Below are 21,706 nucleotides of genomic sequence, written 5' to 3' on the forward strand. Positions count from 1 at the left end.
GGGAAGCCGCTACACGTCTTCAGCGCACGTTGAGCGCAAGCATTGCTCTTTTCACAGACAGTATGAGTAAAAATAACGTAGATCGAGTAGACCTCTGAGAAGCGTAGTTTTAGATTGCTAAAAGGCAACCTAACTACTGTGGGGTCTATGGTCTGCAATCAGTCTCATTAGACAATAAATTCTTTGTCCGTAGAGAATTGGGTCTCTATAGGTAATTTTACCATAGGAAACTACAGCAATCAAGAATGTACTTGGTTGGCTGAGGTTCTACTAATTTTATGGAATTTTATATTCGTTTGAAAAGGTGCTAGTAGAACAATGATTTACGGAAGTATACCTATGATGATTTTTATTTTAGCGTCTGGATATTTGTTCACAGTCTACCTGTTATTAGCACTGGCAAAGCGAACGGGTACAAAGACTGTTTCTAGAAGTTTTCCTTCATCTGCCGAAGGAAAACACAAGCAGGAGATATCTGTAAGGGCAAAGGTGACTGAAGCAGTTAATAGTCAGTAGTCATTTGTAATTTGTCCTTTGTCTTTAAATCAAAACAAAGGACAAATTAGTTTTATTGGACTTGGGAAATCGCAGTATCAGTAAAGCAAACTTCTTCAACCATTGGGGTATAGCCCAGCCACTGCACTCCTGACTGGGAAAACTGTTGGGGACAACCACTAACTGCGAAGCGAGTTGGCAGTGGGAGGTGGGTATTTTTTAAGCCTAGCAAATCTAACTCTTGGGCACAAGCTGCCACGACATGAACGGCTGGGTCAACTAGCTTGACTTGAGAGGGGAGGAGCGATCGCAATACTGGTGTAAGGTGGGGATAATGGGTACAGCCGTGAACTAAGGTGTCGATTTCCTGCTCTATTAAAGGTTCTAGATAGGCTCGTGCCACTTCAGCAGTGTAAGGGTCATGAATCCGGTTTTGCTCAATGAGTGGCACAAACTCAGGACAGCCAACTTGCCAGACTTGGACATCAGGGGCAATTTCGAGGATGGCGTGCTTATAAGCATTACTTTTCGCCGTAGCTGGAGTAGCAATTACACCAATCCGCTTTCCTTGCTGCACCGCAGCTTTGGCACCCGGTAGAATTACTCCCAAAATGGGGATGTTGAATTCTTGACGCACGGTTTCTAGGGCAAGGGCAGAACTGGTGTTGCAAGCCATAATTACCATTTTTACCTGCTGCTGTTGTAACCAGGTAAGAATTTCGCGCGTAAATTGTAAAATTTCTGCTTGTGAGCGAATTCCGTAAGGAAGTCGGGCTGTATCCCCAAAGTAAACAATTGATTCATTGGGGAGTTGCCGATATAGTTGGCGCAGTACCGTCAGTCCACCTACACCACTGTCAAAGATGCCAATTGGGGCACGTTGGGGTTCTTGAGCCGAAAAATCGTCAAGATTCGCATCAAAGATCGAAGATGAATACACAGGCAGATATTAATTTAGGTTTTGGGATTTAAAATACAGAATTTAGCAGACAATCGGCTAATTGACCACTAAATTCTGCACGCCAAAGGAGTCTAAATACCACCTTTTAATAGTAATTTTTACTATATTAACGCTGTAAGTATTTTAGGATGCCACGAGCGATCGCTTCTGCCATGCGATTTTGATACTCTGGTGATGCCAACCTGGGATTATCTTCTCGACCAGTCATATAACCCGTTTCTACTAAAATCGACGGCATAGAGCTTTTTCTGAGAACGTAGAATCTGGCTTTACGGGTTCCCCGGTTATTGATTGTATCAATGTTCTGGAGGATGGTATTGCGAACAACTTCAGCCAGAGCATAACCGCTATCGTAATAATATACCTCTAACCCATTGACATCAGGCCGATTATCAACGGAATTAGCGTGAATGCTGACAAATGCAGTCGCATTAACTCGCTCGGCAATTTCTACCCGTCCTTGAAGTTCTACGAAAAAGTCAGCATCCCGCGTTAGTACTGCTTGTACGCCATGTTGCTCTAAAATTGCTGCTACCCTTTTCCCAATAGGCAGAATTACATCCTTTTCTAAAAGTCCACCTATGCCAGGTGCGCCTGAGTCCTTTCCACCATGTCCTGGGTCAATCACAACTAGTAATTTTCCTCTAGGAACTGAGGGGCGAGGCTGTGGCCGGGATATAGGACGGGGATTATCTATGGGGTTTGGGAATTGCCCTTGGTTTGACGATGATAGAGGAGGTAAAACAAGGGGTGGCGTGACACTACGAGAGGGTTGTAATTCTAAAGCCAAAAGCTCGTCGCCAACTTGATTGAGTTCCCCAATTTGCACTCCAGCTGCTGGTTGCACTAAGACGACCACAGTATTGGATTCTTGTGGTTGCAGGCGGACTCGCAGGATAGGGCTATTAGGATTAAAAGTCGGGCCTGTGACTTTGGGAGCTAACCGAGCATTGTTGATGGTAATACGGAATAGACCAGAGGTTCTATCCCAACCTCCTGTCGCAGATACAGCTTGGTCTGCTCTAATCAGCAGTTGTGTGCCATTATTAGCCAATTGTACAGACTCAATTGTAGCTGTACTAGATGGTATGGGGCGTGGACTATTACCTCCAGGTAACTGGGCAATGCCACGACTAGGCAGAAGCACAAAACCACCAACACTGCTAGTAGTTGCCCGCCAATTTTGACTATTTTCGTCCACCTGTAAAGTCATGCGAACAACAGATGGGCTTGTTTGTAATTGACTGAACTGAATGCTGCTGACACCATAGCGATTAATTGACAAATCGCGCTGCTTTAGACTTGGTGATAAAGTAGCGCCGGCAATGTCGAAGTTAATTGCTCTTTGATCGTTGCTACGATTTACCTTAATCTGAGGATTACCACCATTGGTACGGACGAAAAACCCATCGCCTGTGACTTGTAAGTTCTCAATTTGAGTAACTCTGGCGACAAGCATTCCATTTCTAGGTGGATTGACAGGGCTTGTTGTCACTACATTGTAAATATCCCTTTCGGAGAACACTGATGGAGATGTTCTCGGCGAAGTTTCTGTGGCTATGGCTTGTTCTTGTTGTCCCGCAGTATTTGTTGAGGGGACATTATTATCGGCTACTGGTGTAGGTAATTGCACCATCCAGCGATCGCCAGTTCTACCAACAAATTGTACTCCCTTGGGGTCTAAAGTATACCCAGGAGTCAATTCAACGACTATTCGTGTTGTTTGTTCGTCAAATTGCCCAACCCGGATAGCGCGAATTGCACCGCCCACCTGTTGGGTTAATTGCGGACGGCCAAATGTGGTTCCTGGTAAATCAATTACTAAACGAGTGGGATTAAAAATTAATTGTGCTTGGGGTTGAACATTCCCTAATGTATTAATTTCCAGCCTGTTTTGATTGGCATCAAAACGCCAAGATTCAAGTTTCGCGGCCATGGCTGGCGACGATAGCATGAAGATAGTTCCAATAGTACTGGATAGTAACCAGTGTAATTTCACAGTCCTTTCTCCTGATTCACATTCATGGGAGCCGTTAACATCTCAACATATTGGCAAATCCTCACACCATCACCGCTTACCTTGAGTTTTGCGCTGTTATTAAGACACAGCTAATGGCGTAAAATATAGCACGCTCTGATGATTTTGCCATGCCATTAGCTCAGATAAATTTGACTGGTAAAGCATCAGATGACAATAACAAAGAAGCTACTCTTGTCCCGCCGCAAGAATACTTAAATTGTTTTACTACTAAATTGGATAAAAATGGTAAAGATTAGATGTATTTACTCAACAATTTCGACTAAACTACTTATCTTCTCTTTAGATACTGAAGAACGCCACGAGCGATCGCTTCTGCCATTTGATTTTGGTAAGCTGAGGTTCTAAGCCTAGCCATATCCTCTCGACCAGTCATATAACCCGTTTCCACGAGAATGGAGGGCATAGAACTTTTTCTGAGGACATAAAATCTGGCTCGTCGTACTCCTCTGTCTTTGAGAGTACCAATACTTTGAAGAATACTACTACGGACAACGCGAGCTAAATCCAGACCACTGTCGTAATAATAGACTTCCAAACCATTCACATCAGGACGACTCGCACCTGCGGAATTAGCGTGGATGCTAACAAACACATCAGCATTAGCTCGCTCTGCTAATTGCACCCGTCCCGGAAGGGTAACAAAATAGTCAGAATCCCTGGTGAGAATCACTTGGACACCATGTTGCTGCAAAATCTCACCCAGCCTTTTACCAATCGGCAAGATCACATCTTTTTCGCGTGCTCCTCCAATGCCAAGCGCTCCTGAATCTTTGCCACCATGTCCGGGGTCAATAATCACTACCACGCGCCCATTGGTAACTCGGCGCTGTGGTTGTGTTAGGGGCTGCGGATTGGGATTATTTGGATCTGGGAATGGCCCACGAGTTGGGGGTGGTAGCCCAGGTAAAGCAAAGGGGGGTCTTCCGGGGAGGGCGACGACTCGACGGGAACCTTGGATTGGTACTAAAAGCTGGCCACCGATTTGCTGGGGTTGCCCAAGTTGCACCCCGCCTGCTGGTTGAACTAAAACAACAACTGTGTTGGGCGCTTGCGGTTGCAGCCGTACCCGCAGAATGGGGCTATTGGCAGCAAAAGTAGGGCCTGTAACTTTGGGAGCTAACTTGGCATTGGGAATTGTGACACGGAATACACCGGAGGCTCTATCCCAACTTCCTGTAGCAGATAAAGTTTGGTCGGCTCTAATGAGTAGTTGTCTGCCATTATCAGCCAGTTGTACAGACTCAATTGTAGCTGGCGAGTTGTTGGCAGGCGTTCTGCTGGGAAAGGAAATTGCGTCTGACTGATTGTCTGAATTATTACTTCCAGGCAATCTGACAACGCGACCAGGCAGAACCACTAAACCACCACTGTTACTATTAGTTGCTCCCCAGTCTGGGCTATTTTTATCTACCCGCAAAGTCAGGCGAACACCAGGAGGTTGGCTTTGTAGTCGGGTGAACTCAACACGGCTAATACCATGTTTGTTGACGGGTATATTATTCTGTTGCGCCAAACGTGGTGATAAAGATGCGCCAGAGATATCAATGAAAATGGTAGCGCGATCGCGGCTGCGAATTACCTGAATCGGAGGATTGCCACCACTGGTACGGATAAACAACCCATCGCCTGTTACTGTCAAGCTCTCAATTTGAGTCGCCCCTCGTGTAGTAGTGGCAACCCTTGAAATACTAGGTTGAGGCTCAGAGTCTGGGGTAACAACAGTGTAAGCACTTCTGGGAGATAAGGTGGGTGATGAGGCTACTCTATCGACTTCTGGTCTAGGTAATTGCACCGTCCAGCGATCGCCAGTTGTCCCAACAAATTGGACTCGTTTGGGGTCTAAAGTATAACCAGGTGTCAGTTCGACAACTATCCGGGTTGTTTCTGTATCAAACTGCCCAACTCGGATCGAGCGAATTCCACCGCCCACCTGTTGGGTTAATTGCGGACGGCCAAATGTGGTTCCTGGCAAATCAATTACCAGCCGAGTCGGATTGAAAATTAGTTGTGCTTGGGGTTGAACTGCTCCTACAGTATTAATTTCCAGCCTGTTTTGATTGGCATCAAAGCGCCAAGATTCAAGTTTCGCAGCCATTGCAGGCGACGATAGCATGAAGATAGTTCCAATAGTGCTGGGTAGTAACCAGTGTAATTTCACAGTCCTTTCTCCTAATTCACGTTCATGGGAGCCGTTAATATCTCAACTCATTGGTAAATCATCACACCGTCACCACCTAAACTTGATTTTTGATTCCTTTTTTGATTTTTTAAGCTGGTATAAAAACACGCTTAAATCAGCGATCGGGCATCATATTGGGTCTAAATCCCCATGTGAAATTTTCCACCTTTAGAGGTAGGAATTATGACTTCCAAGGAAGCTAAAAAACTGATAACTGATAACCGTTCACTGATAACTGTTTTTTATTTTTTGCCATCAATGCACTAAGTAAATAATTCCCATTACTGTCAGATGATTTAGCAAGATTTATGGGTGTTACTCCCCAATTAGCTGAAAAATATTCAGATAAAGGCTCACAAGCCAAGAGAGACTGGAAATAAATAACATTCTGAATGCTGGTAGAAATTATAAACAAACGATTATTTTACAATCAGATGGGACGGAAATTTGAGGAGAGAAGTTTCCACTGCACAATCGCAAAATCTTCCAAGCACGGTGATAGTACTGATGTTAGAGTCTTGAGTTCTGAGGGAAAATTACTCAGAACTCAGTAAGAATTTACCCAAGACTTTGATTAGCGATCGCCAGATTCTGGAGTTACTTCCAAATTGTCACTATCATTTGATGCTGACACCCTTGACTGAGGTGGTTCAATTACCAACGAGTTTCCAGAGGAACCGTCTAAAACCAGTTGGTCTAAGCCTGCATCCGCAGTTTTTGGGTCTGGAAACACAAATCGTAACAAAGGAGGAGCTAAAAAGGTTGTCAAGATAACCATCATGATGATTGCTGCCCCTAATGGTTTCGAGAGAGCGCCACTGGCTGCGCCGACACTAGCAAACACTAAGCCAACTTCCCCTCTAGGAATCATCCCCACACCGATCGCTAAACGGTTGATTTCCGGTTGACCAAACACGCTTAAGCCTGTGATTACTTTACCGAGAATGGCTACTGTAATCAGGAAAGTTGCCATAATTAAACCTTCTCGATTGTCGGGAATTGCTGGGTTTAAGACTCCCAAATCAGTTTTTGCCCCAACAGTTACAAAGAAAATTGGCACTAACATATCGGCAATGGGGCAGACTTGCGTTTGCAGTTCTTTACGCTTATCTGTCTCTTCTAGAACTAAACCCGCCGCAAAAGCTCCCAAAATTGCTTCTAAGTGGATGACGGCGGCAAGGTATGCCATAGCAAAGGCGAAGATGAATGCTGGTATTACCAATCCACCACGTGTTTTGAGTTGATCGGCGATCGCTACAAAGGACTTATTGAAAACATTCCCTAGTAGAATTGCTCCCAAAATAAAACCAGTGGCGCTGATAATCAAGTAAATAACTTTGCTGACATCCACCACGCCATCTTTAGCTAAACTGGCAACTACCGCCAAAACGATGATTCCTAGAACATCGTCAATTACGGCAGCACCCAAAATAATCTGCCCTTCTTTAGAATTGAGTCGCCCCAACTCTGACAGCACCTTGGAAGTAATCCCAATACTAGTAGCTGTCAAAGCCGCCCCGGCAAAAATTGCGGGTACAGCACTAATACCAAACAAAGTCATCAGTCCCACAGTCCCAGCAGTAAAGGGTACTACTACCCCCACTACCGCTACGACGGTGGCTTGGATACCAACTGCCATTAAGTCTTTTAAGTTCGACTCCAAGCCGATTTCAAACAGCAGAATAATCACACCCAATTCTGCCAAAACGGAAATGACCTCAGACTGCGCTGCAAACACGGCTGGAGTGGCTTCAGGAGTTAAACCAGCAGTAATTTGCAGGAAGGACACGATCAAAGAGTTAGAACTATCTGTGCTGCCTTCTGGAAACACTAAGAGGTGGAAAACAGAGATTCCTACGACTACACCACCTACTAGTTCGCCTAAGACGGGCGGTAAACCCACTTTGTTTGATAACTCTCCACCAACTTTGCTGGCGAGGTAAACGACTACTAAGCTTAGTAGCACTGCGGCTACTACCATTGAACTGTCTGCGGCTTCTGTTGCGGTAGCCAGCAGAGGAAAAGAGAAGTTGATTGGATCTAACAAATGCATGGGTTCTGTGAAAATCCTTCTCTTTGATTCTGACGCGTTTCTGAAAAACATCTATCAAGATGCACTTGGAAGCTTTTAAATCTTAATTTTTGCAAAGTTCGTAGTCAGCCCTAAAATCCTTATTTTTTAAGCACTTTAGTGCTTACTATAAACCGTCAAAACTAGCTTGATGGACTATAAGTGTAATTTTTTTAGTTTCAAAAAATGTAACCATTTCAGTTTTTGACGATCGCAGTGTCAAAGTAAGAACATAGAAATCGTATCTAGCGATCGCACTTAAGTTGTGAAAAACTTGTGGTGACTGTTAAAAATCAACAGTCATCACAAAGATTGCTAAATACGCTTATTAAAAACATCTGTGGATACTTTGAGGAGTGCAAATCTTATGACTAGAGCCGCTTTACCTGGTTCTCAGTTTCCGTCTGGAAACTTGTGGAAAATACTGCCTTTAGCAATGCTTTTATGTGCAACTTTTGTACTACCTGCATTGGCGCAAGAAAAGGAGAAATTGTGGCGAACCCTTAGTGTCAGTGGTCGCGGAGTGGAAACAATTCCTACAACCTTGGCACAAGTCAGTTTAGGAGTAGAAATTCAGGGGAAAACAGCACAGGAGGTACAGCAAGAAGCCGCCCGGAGGTCATCAGCTGTGGTTGCGTTCCTCAAGAGCCAAAATGTCGAAAAATTACAAACTACTGGTATCCGACTGAATCCAGTTTACAGCTACACTGATAATGTGCAGAGAATTACAGGCTATGCTGCCAATAACACCGTAAGTTTTCGCATTCCCACCGAGAAAGCTGGGACATTATTGGATGATGCAGTGAAAGCAGGTGCAACACAAATTAATGGTATTAGTTTTGTTGCCAATGACGAAGCGATCGCAGCTGCTCAAAAGCAAGCATTAAAGGAAGCCACCCAAGATGCCCAGCAGCAAGCTGATGCTGTTTTCAGTGCCTTGGGTTTCAAATCCAAAGAGATAGTCAGCATTCAAGTTAATAATGCCACTGCGCCTCCGCCACCACCAATGTTTTTACGGGCTGAAGCTGCTAAGGTAGTTGATGCTTCAACCCCTGTCGTTGGTGGTGAACAGGAAGTAGAAGCATCGGTGACGTTGCAAATTAGTTATTAGTCATTTGTCATTAGTCCTCTCTTACAAAGTTCTGATCGCCGGAAGCCGGCGCTCAGACTTTGCATTTTGTCATTTGTGAAGGCAAAGGGCTAATAATCAATTATCAATTCCCAATCCCCAATTAATTAAAAATGTTCTGAAGACATATCTCCTGTACCGGCCTCTCCATCTCGCTTAGAGCCTAATAATTCTAGTTGGTCTACTCTAATAACTGGTGAGGAGCGGTTTGCTCCTGTTTGGCGATCGCTCCATGTGTCAAACTTTAAGGAACCTTTGATGCCAATTAAGCTGCCCTTACGCACATAATTACCTGCTACTTCGGCGGTTTTATCCCATAATTCCAGGGTGAACCAGTCAGGTTCGTCGCTGTTGCGCGATCGCCTTTTTACAGCTAGTGTCAATCTACACTTAACACTACCAGACTCAAAATATTTTATATCTGGGTCGCCGCCTACACGGCCAACAAGGGTGACAATATTGATACTCATAGGTTTTACCTTTCAGTACAGGTGTACTCATTAATTCTGACTTTTATCATAGCGAATTATGAAACACTTGAAAATAATGTGTTAAACAGTTAACAATATAGTGGAATTGAAAAATTATACATAACTACTTGGAGAAACACATAAAAGTATACGGATATACTAAGCAAACCAGAGAATATCAAAAAACAAGGGACTGAGACATAGTAAATATTCCTGGGAATCATATAAAAATATAGTTTAGTTTGCTGAACTCAGGATACAAAGATAATCGAATCCACTCTTACCGTTGTAGTCAAGAAGTATCGCACATAGGGGGCTTAGAGAAGCGTGGGTATTTTTAGGAACTTTCGCACATCATGGGATATGGGTATCGACCTCGGTACTGCTAACACCCTGGTTTATGTATCTGGGAAAGGTATTGTACTGCAAGAGCCTTCTGTCGTTGCTATCGATGTCAATGAAAAGGTAGCACTAGCAGTAGGAGAAGAAGCTAAAAAAATGCTCGGCCGCACACCCGGAAATGTGATTGCCCTCCGCCCCTTGCGTGATGGTGTAATCGCTGATTTCGATATAGCCGAGTTGATGCTGAAAAGCTTTATTCAGCGTGTAAATGAAGGTAAATCTCTGATTCTACCCCGAATTGTCATTGGCATTCCCAGTGGTGTCACAGGTGTAGAAAGGCGAGCAGTGATGGATGCAGCCCACCAAGCAGGAGCAAGAAAAGTTTATTTAATCGATGAACCTGTAGCCGCGGCTATTGGTGCAGGACTACCTGTTGCTGAACCCACTGGCAACATGATCATCGATATTGGTGGTGGTACAACAGAAGTCGCCGTGCTAAGTCTTCAGGGTACGGTAATTAGCGAATCAGTACGCATTGCTGGGGATGAACTGACTGATTCGATCATTCAGTATATTAAGAAAGTTCATAACTTAGTCATTGGCGAACGGACTGCCGAGGAAATCAAGATTCGGCTTGGTTCTGCCTATCCTACTCATGATGATAATGATGCCATGATGGAAATCCGAGGCTTACACCTGCTTTCTGGTCTACCGCGAACTGTAACCATCAAAGGCCCAGAAATTCGTGAAAGCATGTTGGAACCGCTATCAGTAATTATAGAAGCTGTGAAGCGGACACTGGAACGTACACCTCCAGAATTAGCAGCAGACATTATTGACAGAGGTATCATGTTAGCTGGTGGTGGTGCTTTGCTCAAAGGCATAGACACCTTAATTAGTCATGAAACCGGAATAGTAACCCATATTGCTGCCGACCCTCTCTGTTGTGTTGTGCTGGGAACAGGTCGGGTGTTAGAAAACTTCAAACAGCTAGAACGGGTTGTTACCGAAAGCTCTCGCAATATGTAGCAAAAAAATATCATACTTGAGTTCTATTTGAGTTCTATTTGGGTTCTATATAAATAGAATCCAAATAGAACTTAATTGTATAAGTAGATAAAGGTATATATGGTTACAATACGGCGTTGGTGGGATCGTAAAGGCTTACAAATCGGGTTGTTAACTCTAGTTGTTGGTAGTGCTTTCGTATTGCGACAGACTCAAGGTGAATTGGTGCTTGAGACATACCAGGCAATTACCCGTCCATTAGAGATGTTGCAGTCAGGGCCAACTCCAGAAGAACGGATTAGAGATGCCCGGATATTGGAATTGCAAACCCGTATAGTAGATTTGGAAAGTCAAAAGACAAAGCTACAAGATTTATTAGGCTATGTGGAAAAAGAGCCACTAGCATCACGGCCAATTCCAGCCAGGGTGGTAGGACGTAGTGCTGACCAGTGGTGGCAACAAGTTACTCTAAATCGCGGTACGAATTCAGGGATTCAGGAAGGCTTTGTAGTCAAGGCTGATGGTGGATTAGTAGGTTTGGTGGAGAGTGTAACTCCTAATACTAGCCGCGTGTTGTTAATCAGTGACCTTAAGAGTCAAGTGGGTGTATCAGTTAGCCGCACGGCAGCTAAAGGCGTTTTACGAGGAGATTCTTCTGCAGAAGCTGTGCTGGAGTTTTATGAAAAAGTTCCAAATGTCAAGATAGGAGATTTAGTTTCCACATCTACTTATAGTCAGAAATTTCCCTCTGGCTTGGCAGTAGGACGAATTAAGTCACTGGATTTAAAGAAACTTCCGGCATCAGTAGCAAAAATTGAGCTTTTTCCGCCAATCCGCTCTCTTGATTGGGTAGCAGTTTATCCAAAGCCAGAAAACCAAGAGTTGGAAAACCAAAAGTCAGTCAATCAAGTGCCGCAAAAGTCTAAGTAAATTATTCAAGAAAATCCATAGAAAAATGAAGATTCCTGCATTTGGTATTAGCAGGCAGAAAAAGCCAAAATCGTCAGAGCGAAAATCGAAATTCCGAATCCAGCCGCTTTCTCGTTGGCATCCTGGTGCTCGTAAGTTGTTGGGTTACATAGTCACGGCTAGTTCTGTACTGTTATGTTTACTATTATTGCCAACTCGCCTGCCAGGTATGGAATTATTGGGAATTGGCCCTAACTGGTTGTTAATTTGGGTGGTAGCTTGGAGTGTGAAGCGCACAGTGTTTGCCGGAGCCTTAGCAGGTATAGTTCTGGGGTTACTTCAAGATTCTATGACAGCACCTAACCCTACTCATGCCATCAGTTTAGGGATAGTGGGAGTTTTAACTGGTCTGCTCCAGAAACAGCGTTTTATTGAAGAAGATTTTATTTCGATTGCTGTAATTGTCTTTGTGATGGCAGTTTTGGCAGAAACTATCTTTGGATTGCAATTAACTTTGACAGGCGATCGCAAAGTAACAGATATTTGGACATATTACCAGCGTGTCGCCCTAGCCTCTGCCATTCTTAGTAGTCTGTGGGCACCTGTGGTCTATTATCCCCTGAATCGTTGGTGGCAACGGATAAAATTGTTGGAGCAATAGTCAAAGGGAGCTAGGATAGGATTTACGCAAAACCACAAGCGGTAGGAGCAATTCATAAATTACCCCTACCGCATGTAGTTTTGGCTATTATATTTGCGTAAGTCCTGACTAATTAATCGGACATCGTATAACCTAAATCTTTGTATAATTTGGGCAACCTCTGGCAATATGGATTCAAGCTACATTAAATCAAACAACACCGTATCATAGTAGTTAGTAGCATTTATGTCTTATAGTTTCTTTTTTGCCTGAAAAGAATATTAGGTAAGTCATTTCCTGATTTATTGATGGCAGAATGTGGAAGCTTTCACTAAATAACCTAGTTGGAGAACGCTAATGTCTAAAGAAAGAAAAAGTAATAAAGAAGTTAAAAAACCTAAAAAAGATCCTAAAGACAAAAAGGATAAAAACGATCCAAACAAGTAGAAGGATTTAGGTAAATAGCTTTAGCGAAGACCAAGAGTTGTATTTATTTAAATTGACAATACTTCATCCAGTAGCATTGAGGAGGAGAAGTTATTGTCAACAATTTATTCACCCTTGGTCAAGCCTCAAAATCTGATAGTTTAAGTTAGCACGTGCTATATCTACGACGGACTACGCCTATGTTACTAAGTTAGGCAGGAGTAAATTTCAGCGAAACCCCGTTCATACAGTAGCGTTTGCCAGTGGGTGCAGGGCCGTCATCAAAAACATGACCCAGATGACCACCACAGCGACTACAATGCACTTCAGTTCTGCTCATAAACAACGACTTATCTACAGTAGTAGCGATCGCACCTTCAATCGGGTTAAAAAAGCTGGGCCAGCCAGTACCACTATTAAATTTGGTATCAGAGGTAAATAGTGGCTGTTCGCACGCAGCACAATAGTAAGTACCATTGTCGTATTCCTTATCCAATGGGCTGGTGTTAGGGCGTTCAGTCCCGTGTTTACGCAAGACATTAAACTGTTCTGGCGTTAAAATCGTGCGCCACTCTTGTTCTGGTTTGGTAATTTCAAATCCACTATTAGAAGTTGTCATCTCTTTTGACCCCCAGTTGATATACCTTGATAACAATGCTGTGCCGACTATTACTGCACTAGCCTGTAAAAAATACCGTTTGTCCATATATCTATTATTTTCTATTTTCCGGTTAACTGGACAATCAACTCCAGTACGGAATTCCCTACATTAATCACTATAATCAGCGATCGCTCTGAATTAGCCCTGATAGACTGATTAAAATTAGCTAAGAAACGACAAATTATTTTTAAACAATATACTAGGCGCTAATCCGCTCCATTTGACCTTCTCCCCCTTCTCTCTGCTCCCTTCCCTCTAGTTCAATTATTATCTCCATCAGAGGTGGTTGTGAGATCCTAAGTAGTCCGATCCAATCGTTCCATTTCCCACGAAATACAACCAATAGCTTTCTCAAAGCCAGCCACAGTCCATACACAGGCAGATGTAGTTAATACTTTTACTTTTGCTGTCGCAGACTTTCTAGGAACCAATATACATAAATCTGCCATTGTTGTATTCTTCCTGGAGAGATAAGGAAAGGAACAACGGGACAGGAGAATAACCATGCCCCAAATCCCCAATCCCACCAATTTCTCCGATCGCCAACTTATTGAACACCGCTTAATATACATTGGTCTGATAGGAATGCCGGAGTTTTTTGAAAAACTTCTTGCGGGCTTTTGTAGAATATGTGATACTCTACATCTATAAAGAAAGCACGGTAGTTCTATCGTCTTACCGTAGTTTAAAAGGACAAGATTCATGCAGCTACTATGGTTCATCCCAACCCACGGCGACGGACGCTACCTTGCAACTGCTACAGGCGGGCGGGCAGTAAGCTTTCCTTATCTGCGGCAGATTGCCCAAGCGGTGGATGACCTTGGTTATACAGGGGCATTACTGCCCACAGGACGTTCTTGCGAAGATGCTTGGATTGTAGCATCAACGCTAGTATCACTGACACGACAGATGCGTTTTTTGGTAGCGATTCGTCCCGGCTTGGTATCACCTGGAGTTGCAGCGCGGATGGCGGCAACTTTCGATCGCCTCTCTGGAGGACGCTTGCTGATTAATGTTGTGACAGGAGGCGATCCCGTAGAGTTAGCGGGAGATGGCTTGCATTTGGATCACGATCGGCGCTATGAATTAACAGATGAATTTTTGACAGTATGGCGAGCGATCGCTAGTGGACAACAAGCCAATCTTCAGGGCGATTATTTTAATATTCAAGATGGTAAACTGCTGTTTCCACCTGTTCAAAAGCCATATCCGCCCTTGTGGTTTGGCGGTTCCTCTCCAGTTGCTCAAAACATTGCTGCCAAGCACATAGATGTCTATCTGACTTGGGGGGAACCACCAGCGCAAGTAGCTGAGAAGATTGCATCAGTTCGCAGACTTGCTTTATCACAAGGCCGAACTTTGCAGTTTGGGATTCGTTTACATGTGATTGTGCGCGAAACCGAGAGTGCAGCTTGGGATGCAGCCAATGATTTGATTAAATATGTAGATGACGAAGCGATCGCTAAAGCTCAAAAAGCTTATGCGCGGATGGATTCAGTTGGACAACAACGGATGACTCAATTACACCACGGTAATCGTGAGGCATTAGAGATTAGCCCGAACCTGTGGGCAGGAGTCGGTTTGGTACGGGGTGGTGCGGGAACAGCCTTAGTAGGCGATCCTCAAACCGTAGCAGCCAGGATCTTGGAATATGCAGATTTGGGTATTGAGTCTTTTATCCTCTCTGGCTATCCCCACTTAGAGGAAGCTTATCGAGTTGCAGAACTTCTATTTCCCCATTTGCCCTTAGAGAATCTGCCGACAGTGGAAAAGCAACATGTCTTAAGTCCATTTGGCGAAATTGTGGCAAATGAAGATTTCCCTAAGCAACATAAAGAGAAAGCCACATCCATATCCTAGTAAAGTTTAGGGAATTGGTTATTTCCAATTCCCCATTCCCATTAATACATTAGGAGTTTAATTGAATGACAAATATTTTAGCGATCGTAGGTAGTCCAACCCATCCATCTAGAACTTATGGTGTTATTGAATACACCGCCAACCTTTTACAACAAGAAGGCTTGCATGTAGACATTATTTCAGTTCGGGATTTGCCTGCTGAAGATTTAGTTTTTGGACGATACGACAGCCCTGCTTTAGAACAGCCAAAAGCTTTATTAGCAAAGGCAGATGGTGTGATTATTGCCACCCCAATTTACAAAGCTGCTTACACAGGAGTGCTGAAAACATTTCTAGATTTGCTGCCACAAAAATCATTGACAGGTAAACCTGTATTACCAATTGCTTTGGGTGGAACCATCGCTCATTTATTGGCAATTGAATATGCCCTAAAACCTGTACTATCTGAATTAGGAGCGCGGCATATTCTAGCTACTATTTATGCAGTAGACAAACAAATTCAACGACAAGCTGATAATAGCGTCGTCTTAGATGAGGAAATTGACCAAAGACTCAAAGATGTACTCAAAGAATTTGTTAAAGCTGTAGCTTATGATGCCGCCGCGCCTCAAGAATTGATTCATGCCAATTAAATAATCAAGTTTATACCTCCGTTTGCTTGTAGCGGATGGGTAATTTCTCCCCATCTGCTACCTTTTTTTAAAAGTTAGTCAAACTAACATAAAATTACTTTATAAAATTCCATATTTTTAGGAATAAAATAAATATTCTATATATAGGAATCCGGTTTGATTTCTGAAAATATCCGTAGGGTGTTATCGCGGAGAGTACGGCACGAAACCCTTGATAGTGGTGCGTTACGAACTTCGTTCTAACACACCCTACATACCTAATTTTGTTCAAAAATCAAATAGGAGTCCTATATAAACCTCTGTCTCCTAACTCTACATGTAGTAGATTAGTTAAATTAACTAATCTACTAATTTTTTCCTGAGATTTTAAAATTGCCATCAGGACATGAGAAAGTTTCCGAAGAATATAGGTCAATAGGGTTCAGTTAAGGATAATTGATAGTGGAGAAAAATATTCCTCCGGCTCTAGGCCAAAATATACAAGTGGTCTTAGTACAGGGTCTATAAGCCTTAAAGTTACAGACTGCGGCAAAAAGTTTATTGTAAATAAGTAGCGATCGCCAGAAGAACAACCCTTTTTTTATTAGGTTAGCAGCGATCGCTCTTTATCTGAAAGCTACCGTTATTAATGGCAATACGCTTTTTTGGTCAGGTTAGCCAGTAAATTAGATGTAGGGCGTAAAAAAATAAACTCAATGAAAGCGATGTCTAACGACAGGCCGCAAGGCGTGTGCGCTACTGATTTTGCATCTATTATCGGCGAAGAAAATGCTGTTTGCCTTTGGGAAAATATCGAAATAGACCAGCAAAAACGTATCCAACAGGCTATAGCTTCTGGAAAAACTCCCAGTTGTATCGTCTATCCCCGCACCCAACAACAACTAGCCGCAGTTATCACCAAAGCTCACAGTCACAACTGGCGCGTCCTCCCCTGTGGTAGTGGCAGTAAACTTAGCTGGGGTGGTTTAGCTAAGGGCGTTGATGTCGTAGTTAGTACAGAACGCATCAACCAACTGATTGAACACGCTGTTGGCGATTTGACTGTCACAGTAGAAGCTGGGATGAAGTTCTCCGATCTCCAAGCACTTTTAGCAAAATCGCGGCAATTTCTTGCCCTTGATCCCACAGCACCGGAGTCAGCAACCATCGGTGGTATTGTTGCCACAGGTGATACAGGTTCTCTGCGACAACGTTATGGTAGTGTGCGCGACCAGCTACTAGGTATTACCTTTGTCCGTGCTGATGGAGAAATCGCCAAAGCTGGGGGAAGAGTAGTTAAAAATGTTGCCGGATATGACTTAATGAAGTTGCTTACTGGGTCTTATGGCACATTAGGCTTTATTAGTCAACTAACTTTTCGTCTGTATCCGCTATCAGAGGCATCGGGGACGGTAGTATTAACTGGTAGTGCCGAGGCTGTATCCCAAGCGGCTGATATCCTTCGAGGCTCGGCTTTAACACCAGTTCAGGCTGATTTGCTATCAACTAAATTAGTATCCAGCCTAGGTTTAGGTGAAGGGCTAGGATTAATTGCCCGCTTTCAAAGTATTAGTGAGAGTGTTAAAGAACAGTCAAACCGAGTTTTGGAAGTGGGGCAAAAGTTGGGCTTAGATGGAGCAATTTTTGCCGATGCTGATGAGGCTAGTCTATGGCAGAGATTGCAAGAACGAATACATACTAATGCTACAGAATCTGTAATTACCTGCAAAATAGGAGTGTTACCTACTGCTGCTGTGGAGATTTTGACTCAAGTAGAGTTGGGTTTGATTCATATTAGTAGTGGTTTAGGTTTGTTACAATTAGAGAGTAAAAATCAGGTTTTGAAAATCCGCGACCGGCTAGGCTCTACTGGAAGCGATGCCTACGACGGGCTGCGCCTACGCACTCAAGGGAATAGAGGTTTTTTAACAATTTTGTCAGCACCAAAGGCGGTTAAAGAACAAATAGATGTTTGGGGTTATACGGGAAATGCTTTGCCGTTGATGCGCCGGATTAAAGAACAGTTTGATAGTAAGAATATTTTAAGTCCTGGTCGGTTTGTGGGTGGGATTTAACAAATCGAACCGCAGAGACGCTGAGGGCGCTGAGATAGAGAGGGGAAAGAATAATTATGCAAGTTTCAGAAAATTCTGTTAATAATACGGCTAGTTTAAAGAATTTGAAGGGCTTTGACGAGATTCATCCGCCCGATCCAAAGTTAATTGATAGTTGTGTCCATTGTGGATTTTGTCTCTCGACTTGTCCGAGTTATCGGGTGCTTGGGAAGGAGATGGATTCACCTAGAGGACGTATCTATTTAATGGATGCAATTAACGAGGGTGAGATTGCTCTAAATACGGCTACAGTAGAACATTTTGATTCTTGTTTGGGATGTCTTGCTTGTGTGAGTACTTGTCCTTCTGGGGTGCAGTATGACAAGTTGATTTCTGCAACTCGTCACCAAGTTGAACGAAATTATCCCCGCAGTTTGCCAGATAAATTTTTTCGTCAACTGATATTTTCTCTGTTTCCTTATCCCAATCTTTTACGAGTTTTATTAGTTCCGTTGTTGGTTTATCAAAAGTTGGGGTTTGCTAAATTCTTTCACGCTACAGGTTTACTGAATAAAATATCGCCCCGTTTGGCAGCAATGGAATCAATTCTGCCAGAAATTACTCTCAAATCTTTTCAAGATACTTTGCCTAGTGTAATTCCTGCTAAAGGTGAAAAGCGGTATCGCGTTGGGGTGATTTTGGGTTGCGTGCAACGGCTGTTTTTCTCCCCCGTGAATGAAGCAACTGTGCGGGTTTTAACGGCGAATGGTTGTGAAGTTGTGATTCCCAAATCTCAAGGTTGTTGTGCAGCACTTCCCGAACACCAAGGACAAACAGAACAGGCGAAAGCTCTAGCAAGGCAAATGATTGATAGTTTTGCTAAGACTGATGTAGATTTTGTGATTATCAATGCTGCTGGTTGCGGTCATACTTTAAAAGAATACGGTCACATTTTAGAAGATGACCCAGAATATCGGGAAAAGGCGAAGGATTTTGCAGCTAAAGTGAAAGATGCTCAAGAGTTTTTGGCAACTGTTGGCTTAACAGCAAAACTGTCACCTTTGACCGATAAACCCTTGAATTTAGTTTATCAAGATGCCTGTCATTTATTGCATGGTCAAAAGATTAGCGTGCAACCGCGTCAGGTATTGCGACAAATTCCGGGAGTGAAATTGAGAGAACCAATAGATGCAGCTTTATGTTGTGGCAGTGCTGGGGTTTATAATATGCTGCAACCAGAAGTTTCTGAAGAATTGGGTCAGCAAAAAGTGCAGAATTTATTGAATACTGGTGCTGAGTTAATCGCTTCTGCTAATCCGGGGTGTACTTTGCAAATTACGAAACATTTGCAGTTGCAAGGTAAGAAGATTTCAGTTATTCATCCGATGGAGTTGTTAGATTATTCGATTCGTGGTGAGAAGTTAAAATTGTAGACATTTTTGTGGCTTGGACATTTTGTCATTGATTTTAAAGCAAAGAGCGAAAGCGATCGCACTATACTCGAATTATCTCAAGCGATCGCCATCTCTTCTCTAACCTCTTTCTCTTCTGTTGGGATGATGAACTAAACTACTGTGCCATGCCATTATCAGCAATGAAACAAAACGTCAGTTGAGGTTTTTCATGGCATTAGAAGGAGTAATTTTAGATATTGATGGCACACTGGTATTGAGTAATGATGTTCATGCAAATTCCTGGGTAGAGGCATTTGCAGCTTATGACTTTGAAGTGCCATTTGAAACACTCAGACCACTCATGGGCATGGGTGGAGATCAACTGATTCCCAAAGTAGCGCCAGAATTAAATAGTGAAGAAGGAACTGGCAAAGCGATCGCCGAGCGACGCAAAGAACTATTATTTAACAAATTGATACCGCAGATTACTGCTGCCAATGGTAGCAGAGAATTAATATTAAAGATGCAAAAATCGGGATTGCATCTGGTTGTTGCTAGTTCAGCGAGTTCTGAAGAACTTGAGATCATGCTCAAAATTGCCCAAGTAGATGACTTGCTATCGGAAGTAACTACATCCGATGATGCCGAAGCATCTAAACCTGCTCCTGACATTGTACAAGCCGCCTTGAAAAAAGGGAAAATGACACCCGAAAAAGTAGTGATGCTAGGAGATTCTCCCTACGATATTGAGTCTGCTGGCAAAGCAGGGGTGGGTGTGATTGCTTTGCGTTGCGGTGGCTTTAGCGATGAACAACTGTCTCAAGCGCTGGCAATTTACAACGATCCAGAAGATTTGCTACAGCACTATGACTCTTCTATTCTGGGCGCAAATGCTTAAATACTAAAAGGGTAAGTGATGTATGGTGACAAGCCGAGGAAGCGTCTAGGCACTTTCTAGAATTATTGCAGGCGATCGCACCCAACCCCCTCAACCCCACCGCGATGCCGAAGGCGGCAAGCTACGCAAAACAAAACCGCCCTAGCCACAGTAGGCAGGACGGTTTTATTCAGGTTCTTCAGGTTCGCTGGATGCCTACGGCGAGCTACGCTAACGCGGTAACGAGTTTACCGAGTGGTGATATTTTGATGTCTGCACACTTACTCAGAAAACTACATGACAACCACAGTCTTAGAACTGATTGAAAACCTAAAGCACTATCCCGGTGCGACGGTAGTAACTATCAAAGATGTTGATGATGTGGAATTTGCGTTCGCTTCTAGCGTTGGCGCAGCCATCGTTGACTTTAAGGCTCTTGACAACACCGTGACTATCATTATTGGCGAAAACCGGAGATCGGGAGGACGACGAGGAGGAATAAAAGCTTGAAAAGGCGATCGCCTACCGTCCCTATCGATCGGGGAGCGATGACACGGAAGGTGTTAGAGAGATTACCAGAGTGATGGAGTGATTAGGCAGGCGTAGCAAGTCGATGCAATGGCATTGTTAGTCGATACAATGCCATTGTCACCCAATACAATCCCATTGTCAGTCGATACAATGCCATTGTTACCCGATACAATGCCATTGTCAGTCGATGCAATAGCATTGTTACCCCATACAATCAAATTGCAATAGGTTGCATTGAGATAACACAGCGATGCAAATACTCAACCGCAAGACGGCACTCATTGGCAAGTAAGTAGAACAGGGTAAATAATTAAAGGTTTGTAGTGAGAACTTTAGTTCTCAAATCAGGACTAAAGTCCAGTCGTTCTACTTAGTGCGATCGCATCAATACAATAGCGCTTACTTGCCAAAGTGATTTACTTTGCTGTATCAACGGTTGCCCATTTTTCTCAATCCACAAATCCTCAAAAGCGGTTTCAACTTTGCCATTGTGTTTTTTCAAGTGATTCAATGCGTGTTGTGCAGGATCGTAATCTTGTAAAATCTCCCGTGCAACATTCATTTCTGTAAGACTTAATTGAGCATTCATCATTTTTTAGTTTGTCATTTGTCATTAGTTATTCTCCCCCATCTCCCTTATCCCCTTCATCTTCCCTACTCCCCGTAAGTGTCAAACTACGTCAAAATTTAAGTAAACGCGATCGCACTTACCGACAATGCAAATTACCCAAAGTCTCCACACAGCAATTCTCGTAACTGACTTAGAACGCTCAGAACACTTTTATGGCAAAGTATTGGGATTATCTAAAATAGATCGTTCCCTAAAATACGCTGGTGCATGGTATCAAGTCGGCAACTATCAAATTCACCTGATCGTTGCACCTACTGTCCCCACCGAAAACCCAAACGAAAAATGGGGACGCAACCCCCACGTCGCTTTCTCAGTCGCTAACTTGGACGCTGCCAAACAAGAGTTGCTCAATCACAATTATCCCATTCAACCCAGCGCTTCTGGTCGCCCTGCTCTCTTTACTCAAGATCCTGATG

22 protein-coding genes are annotated in these 21,706 nt (G+C 43.3%); 13 read left to right on the forward strand and 9 right to left on the reverse strand.

All coding sequences use genetic code 11. The annotated features are described in order from the left end of the window. The first annotated feature begins 318 nt into the window (after positions 1-318). Positions 319-516, forward strand: coding sequence for a hypothetical protein (locus tag CDG79_RS23135; RefSeq protein WP_094344228.1), 198 nt, complete (start codon positions 319-321; stop codon positions 514-516). A gap of 52 nt (positions 517-568) precedes the next feature. Here the strand turns inward: CDG79_RS23135 and murI are convergent, their stop codons facing one another. The 4 genes from murI to CDG79_RS23160 form a co-directional block, all read right to left on the reverse strand. Then, positions 569-1,435, reverse strand: coding sequence for a glutamate racemase (gene murI, locus CDG79_RS23140; RefSeq protein ID WP_094344229.1), 867 nt, complete (start codon positions 1,433-1,435; stop codon positions 569-571). 127 nt (positions 1,436-1,562) lie between these two features. After that, a complete protein-coding gene (locus CDG79_RS23145; RefSeq protein WP_094344230.1) occupies positions 1,563-3,455 on the reverse strand; it encodes an N-acetylmuramoyl-L-alanine amidase in 1,893 nt (630 codons plus the stop codon). A gap of 310 nt (positions 3,456-3,765) precedes the next feature. After that, a complete protein-coding gene (locus CDG79_RS23150) occupies positions 3,766-5,655 on the reverse strand; it encodes an N-acetylmuramoyl-L-alanine amidase (RefSeq protein WP_094344231.1) in 1,890 nt (629 codons plus the stop codon). A gap of 595 nt (positions 5,656-6,250) precedes the next feature. Then, positions 6,251-7,729: a cation:proton antiporter gene (locus CDG79_RS23160; RefSeq protein ID WP_094344233.1), complete on the reverse strand. Its 1,479-nt coding sequence runs from the start codon at positions 7,727-7,729 to the stop codon at positions 6,251-6,253. 385 nt (positions 7,730-8,114) lie between these two features. On the opposite strand from CDG79_RS23160, the gene CDG79_RS23165 reads away from it, so the two are divergent. Further along, the gene (locus CDG79_RS23165) at positions 8,115-8,858 is read left to right on the forward strand and encodes an SIMPL domain-containing protein (protein WP_094344234.1); all 744 of its coding nucleotides are present in this window, start codon (positions 8,115-8,117) and stop codon (positions 8,856-8,858) included. Between the two features lie 125 nt (positions 8,859-8,983). Here the strand turns inward: CDG79_RS23165 and CDG79_RS23170 are convergent, their stop codons facing one another. Continuing rightward, on the reverse strand, positions 8,984-9,346 hold the full coding sequence (locus CDG79_RS23170; RefSeq protein WP_094344235.1) for a single-stranded DNA-binding protein: 363 nt from the start codon (positions 9,344-9,346) through the stop codon (positions 8,984-8,986). 363 nt (positions 9,347-9,709) lie between these two features. On the opposite strand from CDG79_RS23170, the gene CDG79_RS23175 reads away from it, so the two are divergent. From CDG79_RS23175 to mreD, 3 genes are all read left to right on the forward strand, one after another. Next, complete coding sequence (locus tag CDG79_RS23175; RefSeq protein WP_094344236.1) at positions 9,710-10,717, forward strand: rod shape-determining protein; 1,008 nt, start codon at positions 9,710-9,712, stop codon at positions 10,715-10,717. 99 nt (positions 10,718-10,816) lie between these two features. Then, positions 10,817-11,626 (forward strand): rod shape-determining protein MreC, encoded by an 810-nt coding sequence (gene mreC / locus CDG79_RS23180; RefSeq protein WP_094344237.1) that lies wholly within the window; start codon positions 10,817-10,819, stop codon positions 11,624-11,626. Positions 11,627-11,651: 25 nt separating this feature from the next. Continuing rightward, positions 11,652-12,266, forward strand: coding sequence for a rod shape-determining protein MreD (gene mreD, locus CDG79_RS23185; protein WP_094344238.1), 615 nt, complete (start codon positions 11,652-11,654; stop codon positions 12,264-12,266). 616 nt (positions 12,267-12,882) lie between these two features. Here mreD and msrB read toward each other — a convergent pair. After that, positions 12,883-13,377 carry a peptide-methionine (R)-S-oxide reductase MsrB gene (gene msrB / locus CDG79_RS23190; RefSeq protein WP_094344239.1) on the reverse strand — a complete coding sequence of 165 codons (495 nt, stop codon included), beginning with the start codon at positions 13,375-13,377 and terminating at the stop codon, positions 12,883-12,885. Between the two features lie 251 nt (positions 13,378-13,628). Continuing rightward, complete coding sequence (locus CDG79_RS42630; RefSeq protein ID WP_223278276.1) at positions 13,629-13,781, reverse strand: hypothetical protein; 153 nt, start codon at positions 13,779-13,781, stop codon at positions 13,629-13,631. A 253-nt stretch (positions 13,782-14,034) separates the two neighbouring features. Here CDG79_RS42630 and ssuD point away from each other — a divergent pair, with 253 nt between their 5' ends. The 7 genes from ssuD (at position 14,035) to CDG79_RS23220 (ending at position 20,638) form a co-directional block, all read left to right on the forward strand. Then, on the forward strand, positions 14,035-15,192 hold the full coding sequence (gene ssuD / locus CDG79_RS23195; RefSeq protein ID WP_094344240.1) for an FMNH2-dependent alkanesulfonate monooxygenase: 1,158 nt from the start codon (positions 14,035-14,037) through the stop codon (positions 15,190-15,192). Positions 15,193-15,257: 65 nt separating this feature from the next. Further along, entirely contained in the window at positions 15,258-15,824 is a 567-nt protein-coding gene (gene ssuE, locus CDG79_RS23200) for an NADPH-dependent FMN reductase (protein WP_094344241.1), read from the forward strand. Positions 15,825-16,519: 695 nt separating this feature from the next. Continuing rightward, on the forward strand, positions 16,520-17,878 hold the full coding sequence (locus CDG79_RS23205) for an FAD-binding oxidoreductase (RefSeq protein WP_094344242.1): 1,359 nt from the start codon (positions 16,520-16,522) through the stop codon (positions 17,876-17,878). 56 nt (positions 17,879-17,934) lie between these two features. Further along, entirely contained in the window at positions 17,935-19,290 is a 1,356-nt protein-coding gene (locus tag CDG79_RS23210; RefSeq protein WP_094344243.1) for a (Fe-S)-binding protein, read from the forward strand. A 6-nt stretch (positions 19,291-19,296) separates the two neighbouring features. Next, on the forward strand, positions 19,297-19,425 hold the full coding sequence (locus CDG79_RS44910) for a hypothetical protein (RefSeq protein WP_262985818.1): 129 nt from the start codon (positions 19,297-19,299) through the stop codon (positions 19,423-19,425). A gap of 55 nt (positions 19,426-19,480) precedes the next feature. After that, a complete protein-coding gene (locus CDG79_RS23215) occupies positions 19,481-20,149 on the forward strand; it encodes an HAD family hydrolase (RefSeq protein ID WP_094344244.1) in 669 nt (222 codons plus the stop codon). Between the two features lie 276 nt (positions 20,150-20,425). After that, positions 20,426-20,638, forward strand: a complete 213-nt coding sequence (locus CDG79_RS23220) for a hypothetical protein (RefSeq protein WP_094344245.1) — start codon at positions 20,426-20,428, stop codon at positions 20,636-20,638. Between the two features lie 82 nt (positions 20,639-20,720). On the opposite strand, the gene CDG79_RS42635 is transcribed toward CDG79_RS23220, so the two are convergent. Next, complete coding sequence (locus CDG79_RS42635; protein ID WP_189525095.1) at positions 20,721-20,858, reverse strand: hypothetical protein; 138 nt, start codon at positions 20,856-20,858, stop codon at positions 20,721-20,723. Between the two features lie 171 nt (positions 20,859-21,029). Next, on the reverse strand, positions 21,030-21,251 hold the full coding sequence (locus CDG79_RS23225; protein WP_143855560.1) for a hypothetical protein: 222 nt from the start codon (positions 21,249-21,251) through the stop codon (positions 21,030-21,032). A gap of 124 nt (positions 21,252-21,375) precedes the next feature. Here CDG79_RS23225 and CDG79_RS23230 point away from each other — a divergent pair. Continuing rightward, positions 21,376-21,706: VOC family protein (locus CDG79_RS23230; RefSeq protein ID WP_094344247.1), on the forward strand; the 331-nt coding region annotated here is incomplete at its 3' end.

This window comes from Nostoc sp. 'Peltigera membranacea cyanobiont' 232, assembly GCF_002245985.1.
Lineage (GTDB): Bacteria > Cyanobacteriota > Cyanobacteriia > Cyanobacteriales > Nostocaceae > Nostoc.